Annotated in this window: 11 protein-coding genes, 2 tRNA genes and 1 pseudogene; 12 read left to right on the top strand and 2 right to left on the bottom strand. The window is 59.1% G+C overall.

What is annotated here, in order from left to right; all coding sequences use genetic code 11:
- The 12 genes from ACMV18_RS02240 to ACMV18_RS02185 all read left to right on the top strand — a co-directional run.
- Positions 1 to 749, top strand: a 749-nt coding sequence (locus ACMV18_RS02240; protein ID WP_420816519.1) for a flagellin, incomplete at its 5' end; no start/stop codon positions are given.
- Positions 750 to 885: 136 nt separating this feature from the next.
- Positions 886 to 2,340 carry a flagellar filament capping protein FliD gene (fliD, locus tag ACMV18_RS02235; RefSeq protein WP_420816518.1) on the top strand — a complete coding sequence of 485 codons (1,455 nt, stop codon included), beginning with the start codon at positions 886 to 888 and terminating at the stop codon, positions 2,338 to 2,340.
- 127 nt (positions 2,341 to 2,467) lie between these two features.
- Positions 2,468 to 3,772 carry a flagellar filament capping protein FliD gene (gene fliD / locus ACMV18_RS02230; RefSeq protein ID WP_420816517.1) on the top strand — a complete coding sequence of 435 codons (1,305 nt, stop codon included), beginning with the start codon at positions 2,468 to 2,470 and terminating at the stop codon, positions 3,770 to 3,772.
- Positions 3,773 to 3,880: 108 nt separating this feature from the next.
- Complete coding sequence (gene fliS, locus ACMV18_RS02225; RefSeq protein WP_420816516.1) at positions 3,881 to 4,342, top strand: flagellar export chaperone FliS; 462 nt, start codon at positions 3,881 to 3,883, stop codon at positions 4,340 to 4,342.
- Entirely contained in the window at positions 4,339 to 4,686 is a 348-nt protein-coding gene (locus ACMV18_RS02220) for a flagellar protein FliT (RefSeq protein WP_374256335.1), read from the top strand. The genes fliS and ACMV18_RS02220 overlap by 4 nt, the downstream gene beginning before the upstream one ends.
- A gap of 13 nt (positions 4,687 to 4,699) precedes the next feature.
- Complete coding sequence (locus ACMV18_RS02215) at positions 4,700 to 5,446, top strand: flagellar brake protein (protein ID WP_420816515.1); 747 nt, start codon at positions 4,700 to 4,702, stop codon at positions 5,444 to 5,446.
- Positions 5,447 to 5,491: 45 nt separating this feature from the next.
- A complete protein-coding gene (gene hemC, locus ACMV18_RS02210; RefSeq protein WP_420816514.1) occupies positions 5,492 to 6,433 on the top strand; it encodes a hydroxymethylbilane synthase in 942 nt (313 codons plus the stop codon).
- 8 nt (positions 6,434 to 6,441) lie between these two features.
- Complete coding sequence (locus ACMV18_RS02205; protein WP_420816513.1) at positions 6,442 to 7,266, top strand: uroporphyrinogen-III synthase; 825 nt, start codon at positions 6,442 to 6,444, stop codon at positions 7,264 to 7,266.
- Positions 7,267 to 7,305: 39 nt separating this feature from the next.
- Complete coding sequence (locus ACMV18_RS02200) at positions 7,306 to 8,463, top strand: uroporphyrinogen-III C-methyltransferase (RefSeq protein WP_420816512.1); 1,158 nt, start codon at positions 7,306 to 7,308, stop codon at positions 8,461 to 8,463.
- Between the two features lie 24 nt (positions 8,464 to 8,487).
- On the top strand, positions 8,488 to 9,741 hold the full coding sequence (locus tag ACMV18_RS02195; RefSeq protein WP_420816511.1) for a heme biosynthesis HemY N-terminal domain-containing protein: 1,254 nt from the start codon (positions 8,488 to 8,490) through the stop codon (positions 9,739 to 9,741).
- 63 nt (positions 9,742 to 9,804) lie between these two features.
- Positions 9,805 to 9,881, top strand: a tRNA-Arg gene (locus tag ACMV18_RS02190).
- A 36-nt stretch (positions 9,882 to 9,917) separates the two neighbouring features.
- Positions 9,918 to 9,994: transfer RNA gene (locus ACMV18_RS02185), tRNA-Arg, on the top strand.
- 40 nt (positions 9,995 to 10,034) lie between these two features.
- Here ACMV18_RS02185 and ACMV18_RS02180 read toward each other — a convergent pair.
- Together ACMV18_RS02180 and ACMV18_RS02175 are read right to left on the bottom strand one after the other, a co-directional pair.
- Positions 10,035 to 11,381 (bottom strand): DUF4382 domain-containing protein, encoded by a 1,347-nt coding sequence (locus ACMV18_RS02180; protein ID WP_420816510.1) that lies wholly within the window; start codon positions 11,379 to 11,381, stop codon positions 10,035 to 10,037.
- A 93-nt stretch (positions 11,382 to 11,474) separates the two neighbouring features.
- Positions 11,475 to 11,563, bottom strand: a pseudogene (locus tag ACMV18_RS02175) (ATP-binding protein); the annotation flags it as partial.

Here is an 11,563-nt window from a genome sequence, read left to right as displayed (position 1 = left end):
CGGCCAAGGATGATGCTGCCGGCCTGGCTATCGCCGAGCGCATGAACGCTCAGGTCCGTGGCATGAATGTGGCTGCACGCAATGCCAACGATGGCATCTCGCTGGCTCAGGTGGCAGAAGGCGCACTGAGCAAGATTGGTGACTCGCTGCAACGCATGCGTGAACTGGCTGTTCAGGCCCGCAACGCCAGTAACTCCTCCAGCGACATGGATTCTCTGGACAAAGAGTTCGGCGAACTGGCCAAGGAAATTCAGCGCGTGATCGGTGGCACCACCTTCAACGGCAAGCACATCATCGGCAGCGATGCCGGCACCCTGACCTTCCAGATTGGCGCCAACACATCCGGGGACGACACCATTGATGTGGCGACCACCAACATGGGCGCAGCGGCACTGATTTCCTCCGTGGCAGGTACCGATAACACGGGCTCCGGCCGCAACGTGATCGACAGCACCGCGACCGTCGGCTCACTCGCAACGGTCATTGACGGCATCGACAAAGCGCTCGACTTCGTCAATGACACCCGGGCGACGTTCGGCGCAACGCAGTCTCGCTTTGACGCCATCATCTCCAACCTGCAAGTGGCCGCAGAAAATCAGACTGCCGCACGCAGCCGCATCATGGATGCAGACTTCGCAGCAGAAACAGCGAACCTGTCACGAGCACAGATCCTGCAGCAAGCTGGCAACGCCATGGTGGCCCAGGCCAACCAGTTGCCACAACAAGTGCTCAAGCTTCTGGGCGGCTGATTTCGGATCTTTACATCTTCGCCAAGCCGGCTACCATTAAGTTTCGGGTCGCGGCGACGAAATGGCTGATGTCTGCGATTGGCAGAATCAACCATTTGCACATCTGCTCGGCCCTTAGCCGAATCTGGAGCGCATCATGACCAGCACCACTTCCGCCACACTGACGTCTCTCGGACTGGGCAGCGGCCTGGATGCAGAAAGCATCGTGACGAAGCTGGTTGCCCTGGAGCGCCAACCGATCACCAAGCTGCAGACCGAAGCCAGCACCATCCAAAGCAAGATTTCGGCTTTCGGAAAAATTCAGTCTGAGGTTTCCACGCTGAGAGATGCCGCAGCCAAACTGACGTCTCCCGACCTCTGGGCAAGCACCGCCGCGACATCGTCCGACGAAACGGTTGCCAAAGTCACGACCTCCAGCGGCGCAGCAACTGGCAACTATTCGGTTGTAGTCAGCAGCCTCGCCGCAGCGCAAACCACGGTCACCAACGCCTCCGTGGCCTCGTCGACCTCAACCGTTGGCTCTGGCACGTTGACCATCGACATTGGGTCATGGGCGGCCGACAACACATTTACGCGGAAATCCGGCACCTCTTCGGTCAGCATCGTGATTGCTGACACCGATACGCTTGAGGGCATCCGCGACAAGATCAACAGCAGTGGTGCAGCGGTCAAGGCATCGATTGTCAAGGATGCCAGCACAGGTGCCGCCAAGCTGGTGATGAACTCGACGGCCACAGGCGCCTCCAACGGCTTCAGAGTTCAAGCCGATGCCAGCAGCACATCCGGTGTCGCCGCACTCGCATTTGACCCAGAACACAGCACCACGGGCACCACGCGCACGCAAGCAGCCACCAACGCATCGGCCACCATCAATGGCGTTGCCGTCAACTCCGAGACCAACACCATCTCTGGTGCACTAACTGGCATCGACATCAAGGTCAGCAAGGTCAGCGGCACAGCTGTGAGCGTCAATGTCGATCAAGACAACACCACCATCACGGCAGCCATTCAGGCCTTTGCCACGGCCTACAGCTCGCTTTACAGCACCATCAAATCCAACACGAAGTACGACGACAGCACCAAGACGGCCGCAACACTTCAAGGTGACTCGACCGCCGTCGGGATGGGCAACCGGCTTCGGACATTGCTGGGCGCCAACAGCTCCGCTTCCAGCGTGTTCACATCACTGTCGAGTCTGGGGCTTCAGGTTCAAAGCGGCGGCGCACTGACCGTCAACAGCACCAAACTGACGAGCGCACTGAGCAATCTGGCAGAAGTGAAAAAGGCTTTCTCTGCAGCGGACACCACAGGCAGTGGCGCAGACGGCTTCGCGACCCGCTTTCGGTCGCTCGCAGATGAACTTCTGGGTACGGAAGGACCGCTGACCAGTCGCACGACCGGTTTGAACACACTGGTCAAGAACAACAGCAAGCGGCAAGACGAACTGGATGCACGCGCCACGCTGTACGAAAAGCGCTTGCGCGCACAGTACTCGGCACTGGACACCAAGATGTCCCAGATCAGCAGCACCAGCAACTACGTGACGCAGATGATCAATTCGCTGAACGCAGCGAACAAAAGCAGCAGTTGATCAAGCCTGAAAACCTTAAGTTTTCGCAACGCCTGCCGATAGAGAGCTTAAATCCATCGAAATGAGCAGCAAATCCATGCTTATTTCGATTTATGAAAAGCACCACCGCGGTTAACAGGGCTGCATCATGGCTTCGGTCACACCTTCAGCAACAGTAGATGGCATCGACCCCGGTCTGATGGTCGGTGCTGTCGCGCAGGCGTCTCGTCCGAAATCCGAAATTTCGGATGCGGTGACCTCCGTTGACACGGAAGCGCGCATTTCATCAGACGGCATGCTTCAGAACGCTTTGGCGGCTGTGGTGGACAGCAGCATGCGCATGGCGCAACCTGCCACCTGGCAGAGCAAAGCCGCATTCAGCAGCCAGCCAGATGTCGTCAGCGCAACCAGCAAGGTCGACGCGCCATCCGTCAAGTTCTCGGTTCAGGTTGATCAGTTGGCATCGCCCCAGGTCACCACTGCCACCATGTTCGCCCCGTTCTCTACCACCGTTGGCATTGGCAATATCAACTTGTCGCTGGGTGAGTGGAATTCAAGCCTCAGCAGCTTCACGCCCAACCCCAACTGGCCCAAGGCCAGTGTCACAGCCGGGCCTGGGGACGTCAGCGTTGAAAAGCTGCGCGATCGCATCAACGCCGCAGGCGTGGGTGTCGTTGCCAATGTGATCAGCGATGCCACAGGCACCTACCTGCTACTCCGTTCGTCAGGATCTGGCGCTCAACACGGCTTCAAGGTTTCCGTGGACACCGCCGCATCCGCTGAGCCCACACAGGCCGCAGCCCTTCAGTCGCTGGGCTTCAATCCGGTCGCGAGCGCGGAGGGCATGAAACTCGCGCAAGCTGCACAGGATGCCGAACTCAGCATTGATGGACAAGCCATGACGTCATCGTCCAATCTGGTCCAGGATGCCGTTGCTGGGGTGGACCTGACCTTGAAGGCCGTCAGCGACAAACCTGTCGACATCAAGGTCGACACCGACCGCGCCAGCCTCAAGAGCCTGGCTCGCGACTTCGTGTCGTCTTTCAATGAACTTCAGCAGCAACTGGAAGAGCGGCCACGCGGCGATTCACCGGTTCGCGATGATGCGCAAGCGGTACAGACGAACCTGGCCAGCATCTGGCAGTCTTCCGAGCATCCCGAGTTGAAGCAACAATTCGCGCAACTGGGCATCCGCATGGATGATCAAGGCGCATTGCAACTGGATGAACGCAAGCTGGATACCGCGCTGGCAAAACTGCCATCCGAAGGTGTGAATCTGCAAGCGATGGCGCAAATGGTGAGCAACAACTCCATTCAGACGTCCGCACAGAACACTGTGACGAAGCCGTCTCAGGCCACCCCTGCCAGTCAGGATCAAGGAACGAGCCCCTTGGCCAAGCAGCGCTTGATCGAGCGCTACACAGAGGCCTCGATCCCCGAAAACAACCCCTGATTCCCTGCCAATTCAACGGTTCCTGAGCACCCTTTGCGTTCAAGCTGCACACGTTGATGCCGATAACAAATCAACGCTGTTATCAGCACCAACCGCAAGAGTCTCAAGATGTACGCCACCGCCACAGGTTCATCAGTCAGCATGTTCAGTTCGCGCAATGTGAGCAACGCATACCGCCAGATTGACGTCCAAACCGGGGTCAACGGCGCGTCTGATCACCAACTGATCAGCATGCTCTTCAACGGGTACTTCCAAAGCATTGGGCAGGCTCGTGTTGCCATGCAAAACGGCAACATCGGCGAGAAATGCGCTGCCATCACCAAATGCGTCCGCATCGTCGATGAAGGGCTGAAAGCCAGCCTCGATCTGAAGCAAGGCGGTGAACTGGCTCAACAATTGAACGACCTGTACGAGTACGTGACACGTCGTTTGACGCAAGCCAATCTCCGTAACGACGTCGATGCACTCGATGAATGCGTCCGACTGCTCTCTCCGATTCGTGAAGCCTGGGATGCTGTCGCCCCCGGCCACAACGACGCCCCTCGCGCAGCCATGGAGATCCGAGCATGAACGCCCCCGAACTCATCTCCGCCGCAGAAGACGATGTGTTGACCAGTAACCTTCTGAGTTACTACGAAGCCATCGAGCACGCGAGCCACGACATGCTCAACGCCGCCCGCAACGGCGACTGGGATACGGTGGTCAAACTCGAAGGCGCCTGCGCCGTGTTGATCGCCCAACTCAAGCATGCGTCCGAGTCTCGCGTCCTTGGGCAGGACGAAATGGCACTCAAGACGAGGATCATGCAAAGAATTCTCGTGAACGATGCCGAGATTCGCAACTTGGCCGAGCCATGGATCAACGACCTTGGTCGTATGATGGGCGCCCCTACAGAGCCGCACAAGATGCACTGATCTTCGTGTTTCCATGAGCAATGCCTTGACCTCTCGCGCTGCCGACGCAGCGCTGGATGATTTCCGCCTCACCTCCTCCGTGGAGGTGAATGGCCTTTTGCGCCAGATGCAAAGCAGCAACACGCTGATCACGCTCAGCGGCCCAGAAGGACACAGTTACACCACCCTGCTGTGGAGCGTCGACGAACCTCGCGGCACCATCAGCTTCAGTGGCGACAGCCGCAACACCGGACTCCGCGCCCTCCTCGCCTCAGGAGAGGTGCAGGCTGTGGCGTATCTTGACAGCATCAAGGTGCAGTTCGAAGTTGATGGACTCATTCAAGTCCATGGCGGACAACACGAAATCATCAATGCCCGCTATCCGCGCGAGTTGTATCGTTTTCAGAGACGTTCGGCGTTTCGGGTCAAGCCATTCATCAGCACCGGTCCTGTCGCCAGCTTCCAACATCCAGCCAGCCCAGACGACATGGTTGCCTTGCGCGTTCTGGATGTCAGTCTGAGTGGTGTCGCGCTGCTGCTGCCCGACAACGTCCCTGCCATCGCCTCCGGCACGAAGGTTCCCAACTGCCAGTTGCGACTGGACGAGGAAACCTGGCTGGATGTCAGCCTCGTGATCCATCACGCCACTCCGTTGCCAGAAATCAAAGGTTTCCGACTGGGTTGCGAGATCCACGACCTGGACCCCGGCGACCGGAGCCTCCAGCAGTACATCAATCAAACACAAAAGCGTCATCTGGCCCTTGCTCCGCGCAAGGATTGACCTTGATCGCATTCATGAGCCCGATCGGCTGATAGCATCGGGCTCATGACCGTGTCTACATCTACTCCTTGGGTGATTGCCACCCGCGAAAGCCGCCTGGCCCTGTGGCAGGCCGAGCACGTCCGCGACATCCTGCAACGTCGCTTTGGACGCACCGTGAACCTCTTGGGCATGACCACCAAAGGCGACCAGATTCTGGATCGGGCATTGTCCAAGGTCGGCGGCAAGGGTTTGTTTGTCAAAGAACTCGAAGTCGCTCTGGAAGAAGGCCGGGCTGATCTGGCCGTTCACTCCTTGAAAGATGTCCCCATGGAGTTGCCCGAGGGCTTTGTCCTGGCAGCCATCATGGAGCGCGAAGATCCTCGCGACGCTTTCGTGTCCAACCGCTTCAACACGTTTGAGGAGTTGCCCCAGGGCGCCATCGTTGGCACATCCAGCCTGCGTCGACTGGTGCAGCTTCGGGCGCAGCGGCCAGACCTGAAAATCGAAGCGTTGCGCGGCAACCTGGACACCCGCCTGCGCAAACTTGATGACGGGCAATACGACGCCATCATCCTCGCCGCAGCGGGGCTGAAGCGCCTGGGCTTGGCCGCACGCATCAAACAAGTGATTGACACCGATGTCATGCTGCCTGCAGCCGGACAAGGCGCACTGGGCATCGAGATCCGCAGCAACCACCCGGAGCTTATGAACGCCCTGCAGTTGCTCACGCATCAACCAACATGGCTGGCCACGCTGGCAGAGCGCGGCGTATCGCGGGCCATGGGGGGCAGTTGCTCCATGCCGCTGGCCGCCTTTGCGGAATGGCACGGCGACACGCTGCATCTTCGCGCACTGCTCGGACACCCTGAGCACGCCCAAATCATTTGCGCAGAAGTGAGCAGTTGCCCTCAGTCCGACGCTGATGCGGACGCGATGGGTCGCCGCGTGGCCGCCGCGCTGAAAGAGCAGGCTGGCCCAGAATGGCTGGCAGCACTGACACTTTGAAGCAGGTCATGGACATGCGCCTGCTGGTGACCCGTCCCGAGCCACAAGCGTCGGCGTGGGTCGCAAACCTTCAGGCGAAAGGCTTTGACGCGCAAGCCCTGCCGCTGATGGCAATTTCGGGCCCGACTGATCCCGCGCCCGTGGTGGAAACTTGGCGGCAACTGCACACCCATCGGCTGCTGATGTTCGTCAGCCCTGCGGCGGCCGAGTGGTTTTTCCGTCTGCGCCCGGCAGACTGCCTCTGGCCCGCAACCACCCTCGCGGCCTGCCCTGGCCCCGGAACGGCACGCGTCCTATCGGAACTGGGTGCCACATGCGGTTTGGCACGCGAGACCATTGTTTGCCCGGACGTGAACGCCGAACAGTTTGACTCCGAGTCACTGTGGCCGTTGCTGCGTCCATTACCGTGGTCACAGCAGTCCGTCCGCATCATCAGCGGTGGCGATGCCCGAGAAGCACAAGGCCGAAACTGGCTCGCCGATCAGCTCACCCAGTGCGGCGCCCACGTCTTGCCACTCCTGACTTACACGCGAGGCGCCGGCACCTGGACCTCCCGTGAGTCCGCACTGGCACAAGCAGCCATTCAGTCGCCGGATCAACATCTGTGGCTCTTTAGCAGTTCACAAGCGATTGATCACCTCACGCACACGCACCTGCCAGCCATCGCGGAAGCTACCGACTCGCTTTGGCGCAACGCCAGCGCGTTGTGCACGCACCCGAGAATCGCGGAAAGTGCCCGGAAATTGGGCATCGACCACATCATCCAATGCAGACCCACCCTTGATGCCGTGGTTCAGGCACTACGCCAACACAGTGCAGCCACGTCTCCCTGAGATGGCATCAAAGCGGCACGTCTATACAATGAATTCATTGTGAGCGACGCAAACACCCCCTCCCCCGAAGCCACGCCAACATCTGCGCCAGTCGCTGTGTCGAGCGTGACGGTTCAACCCCATACCGCCAACTGGGTACGCTGGGCTGCTGCAGCCCTGTGCCTCGCCACGGCAGGCAGTGCGTGGGTCGCTTGGCAAGCACAAAAGCGCGTCCAAGGACTCGAACAAGAGTTGGTGCGCCGTCAGCAGGACACGCAAACACGTGCCGCCGAGGCGAACGTGCTGGCGAAACAGGCGCAAGAACTGTCTCGCGAGTCGGCCGCGCGCACCGCTTTGCTCGAAACCCGCCTCGCGGAGGTGGCGCTGCAACGCACGCAGGTGGAGGACCTGATCCGCACCCTCAGCCAATCTCGGGATGAAAACCTTCTGGCTGACATTGACGCCAGCCTGCGCGTGGCCACCCAACAAGCCACCCTGACAGGCAGCGCTGAACCGCTGGTCACCGCGCTGCAGTCTGCTGACACGCGACTCAGTCGCGCCAACCAACCCCGTCTCGACAACGTCCGGCGAGCAGTGGCCAAAGATCTGGACCGCGTGAAGGCCACACGCATCGCGGACCTTAGTGCACTGAGCATCCATCTGGATGAGGCTGCTCGACTGATTGACGAGGTCCCCCTGCTCAATCAACCCTCTGCGGTGGTTGCCGCGGCACCGTCGGGCAAAGCGGCCACGCCCGCAGCAAAAATCAAATCCACCGCAGCCAGTCAGCCGGCTGCCGCCTCGCCAACCACCGAGGCATCAGACGCCGAGCCATCCTGGCTACAAGGCATGTTGAACTGGACCAAAAGTGCAGCCAATACGGTTTGGCATGAAACCCGCACACTGATCCGCCTGACGCGGATCAACCAACCTGAAGGCATGCTGGTGTCGCCAGAGCAAGGCTTTTTCTTGCGTGAAAACATCAAACTGCGCCTGTTGAATGCCCGGCTGGCCATCCTGAGTCGCCAAACCGCACTGGCGACCGCTGATCTCCAGCAAGTCTCGCAAGCCATTCCACGCTATTTCGACACCGAGTCCAGAAAGACCCAGTTGCTGCAATCCATGGTGAAAGATGTGATCGCCCAGTGCCAGCAAACTGCCTTGCCACGCCCCGACGACACATTGGCCGCATTGGCAGCCGTGTCAGGCGGTCGCTGACCCGACAAAAGGACAGCCACACTCATGCGTTCCATCGTCTGGTTACTCCTCCTTGCTGTCGTTGCTGTCGTTGGCGCCACCGCGCTCGGCGCGAACGACGGTCTGGTCATGATCTATTGGTTGGGTTGGCGAGCAGATATCTCACTCAACCTGTTTCTGCTCAGCCTGATCCTCTTTTTCCTGGCCATCTACACGCTGATCCGTGGCTTGGACAGCCTGCTGGCTTTGCCGGAACGCGCCAAGAAATGGCGGACCGCACAAAGAGACCGTCTGGCGCAGGCTGCACTGCGAGAGGGTCTGGCCCTTTACCTCGCAGGACGCTATACGCGTTCACACAAAGCCTGCCAAAAGGCCATCTCCATTCAGGCTGACACCCCTGATCTGGCACTGGATGCGGAATTCACTGCCTTGGCACACCTTCTGTCTGCCGGCAGCCTGCATCGCCTGCAGGACCGCGCCCACCGAGATGAACAACTGGTGCGCGCGCTGGACATGTCACAGTTGACACGCAAGCCACGGGCGACAGAAGAAGGCGCCCGCCTGCTGGGTGCAGAGTGGGCGCTGGAGGATCGCGATGCCAACCGTGCTTTGCGTGATTTGAGCGAACTGCCTCCTGGCGTCGCACGCAGAACGCAGGCGCTGCGCTTGAAGTTGCAAGCGACTCGACTGGCGAGACAGCCTGTGGAAGCCTTGCGAACCGCGCGCCTTCTGGCCAAACACCAAGGGTTCACCTCGACCGCGGCAGAAGGATTGCTCCGCACCTTGGCAACAGAGACGCTAGAGGCAGCCCGAGACGCAGATCAGTTGCGCCAACTCTGGCAGATGCTGGACAAACAGGACAAGCAGGATCCGCTGATCGTGGCGTACGCGGCGCACCGCATGGGCATGATGGGCGCACACATCGAGGCCAGACAGTGGATTGCACCGTTCTGGGACAAGCTGGGGCAACTGCCCTCTGACGCAGTTGAAGCATTGTCCGGTGCACTCAGCGAAAACTTGTTGGGCCTGGAAGCCGAGTGGCTGCCTCGACTGGACGCCACCACCCCACTGGCTTTGCGCAACCCCATCATTGCACTCACCCTGGGGCTCGCCCTGGCTGAGCGCCAACTGTGGGGCAAGGCACGCGGCATGCTCTTGTCGGCCGCCAACGACCTGCAGCTCGATTTGGCGCGCCGGCGCACCGCTTGGGCCAAGCTCGGTGAGTTGTCAGAACGCGAGCATCGCCCCGAAGAAGCCGCGCGTTTCTTCCGACTTTCAGCCGTCCCAGAACGCGACTGATTTAGAAAAAACACAACAACTCTTCACACGCACAACAAAAGCATGCTATAGTCTCACTTCTCGGCGGCTGTAGCTCAGTTGGATAGAGTACTTGGCTACGAACCAAGGGGTCGTGGGTTCGAATCCTGCCAGCCGCACCAACATCGCAAGATCAAGGTGAACCGAGAAATTTTTTAGCGGCTGTAGCTCAGTTGGATAGAGTACTTGGCTACGAACCAAGGGGTCGTGGGTTCGAATCCTGCCAGCCGCACCAACACAAGTCCTCAAGCGAAAGCTTGAGGGCTTTTGTGTTTTCAGGGTGTCAAATCATTCAAAAACACATTCGTTGTCACTGCCGAAGCGGCCGCCACGGGTGTAGTGATGGCCACATTGCCGCTTGTCATCCCCACAACCACGGCCGTGAAGTTCTCCGCCCCCTCCGTCGGATCCACATCGCTGAACGTTAGCGTGCTACCCGACGCGGAAAAAGTCGCCACTCTCAAGCCACCATCGGGCAAGACGAATGGGCGTGCGAGAACACCCGTATCGGGATCCACATTCACCCCCATGATTTCATATGTGCCTGTGCCACCTGAGACGGCTTGCCCCCAATAGACGCGCTTTTGCTCACTGGTAGACAGGGCCGTGGACAGTTGCACTGAACGCAGTGACGATGAGGTAATTGAAGGCGTCAAAGATCCCAGATTGACGGGTGCTTCTACCGCGACATGCTCAAACGCAGGAACAGTCACCCCACGAATGACCATTGTCTTCATGCGACGGCCCGTGATCACCACATCAAAACTCGTCTCTGCAGGCAATGGATAAATCCCAAACGCCCCGGAACTGTTGACCATCGTCTGGCGCACTATTTCATAGCGTCCTGACCCGGGGTTGTAGCGCTGAGCACTCACGACGACATCACTGGCGCAAGTGGTCGGATTTATAGCGTCGGGGCAAAGCGTCACACTGCCCTGGATAGCCGGGCCGATCCCCAGCGCCATTTCGTAGCTATCCAGCTTGGCATTCCAGATGAATCGATACCGTCCCGCAGAAGTTGTCGCGACGCGAACCAAACTGTGATCGACATCAGCCTGGATCAGCATGTAATAAGCATCGTTGGCAGGAACCACGAAAGACCGCGTCAACTTCCAACCAGCGCCGCCATCAGCGGACTCCAGGGGAGCGATTTGCGACGCGCCATCGCCGTCCTTGTATTGCACCTGCGCGTTATACGTCAAACCCTTCGCTGCAGCCTCTTTGACCAGCGCATCCAAACTGCCGTATGTGAAAAGTCTGATCTGCGCGTAGGTGGCTGCTGCCACAGCCTTATCCTCGAACAACTTTGTAATCGTGCCCTGCTGCGCCAGGTCAACGATCACTGGCGTACTGAGGTTAATCACTTTCCACGTCGAGTCCGTGCTGCTCCAGGCTTGGCTGGCACTGGTATGCAAAGCCACAGATTTCACCGTTACATAAAGATGCTCAACGTCTCGGTTGGCGCCACCGTCTATCGCTACCGTGAATGCACCATGCGAGGTGTCTTTAGACGGACTGGTACTCACACCATCCCCTGGACTACCTGCACCGCCACCGCAGCCGTTTAGGCACAGTGCCGCCATGACGAGCCCACTGAACGCGAAAGGACGGACGCGCATCATTGAACCATCGACGCTGCACGCAGCTTCAAGCCAACCTCTTTGTGTTGAATCACGAGCAAAACTGAGCCAGGCGTCACGTCCAAAACTGAGCCACTAGGTTGACGAAGAAATGGACTGCTCGGATGTGGATAAGTCTACTGTCTGGGCGGCTCCTTTGGGTGGTTTGCTACGGTTGGTCTTGC

It is taken from the genome of Aquabacterium sp., assembly GCF_048860245.1.
Lineage (GTDB): Bacteria > Pseudomonadota > Gammaproteobacteria > Burkholderiales > Burkholderiaceae_C > Aquabacterium.
This window is presented reverse-complemented; position numbering and strand designations above follow the sequence as displayed.

Excerpts from the sequence above, each read along its gene's own strand:
- ACMV18_RS02205 (WP_420816513.1), top strand. The coding sequence starts at position 6,442 with ATGGACATGCGCCTGCTGGTGACCCGTCCCGAGCCACAAGCGTCGGCG.
- ACMV18_RS02220 (WP_374256335.1), top strand. The coding sequence starts at position 4,339 with ATGAACGCCCCCGAACTCATCTCCGCCGCAGAAGACGATGTGTTGACC.
- ACMV18_RS02195 (WP_420816511.1), top strand. The coding sequence starts at position 8,488 with ATGCGTTCCATCGTCTGGTTACTCCTCCTTGCTGTCGTTGCTGTCGTT.
- ACMV18_RS02180 (WP_420816510.1), bottom strand. The coding sequence starts at position 11,381 with ATGATGCGCGTCCGTCCTTTCGCGTTCAGTGGGCTCGTCATGGCGGCA.
- fliS (WP_420816516.1), top strand. The coding sequence starts at position 3,881 with ATGTACGCCACCGCCACAGGTTCATCAGTCAGCATGTTCAGTTCGCGC.
- fliD (WP_420816517.1), top strand. The coding sequence starts at position 2,468 with ATGGCTTCGGTCACACCTTCAGCAACAGTAGATGGCATCGACCCCGGT.
- hemC (WP_420816514.1), top strand. The coding sequence starts at position 5,492 with ATGACCGTGTCTACATCTACTCCTTGGGTGATTGCCACCCGCGAAAGC.
- fliD (WP_420816518.1), top strand. The coding sequence starts at position 886 with ATGACCAGCACCACTTCCGCCACACTGACGTCTCTCGGACTGGGCAGC.
- ACMV18_RS02215 (WP_420816515.1), top strand. The coding sequence starts at position 4,700 with ATGAGCAATGCCTTGACCTCTCGCGCTGCCGACGCAGCGCTGGATGAT.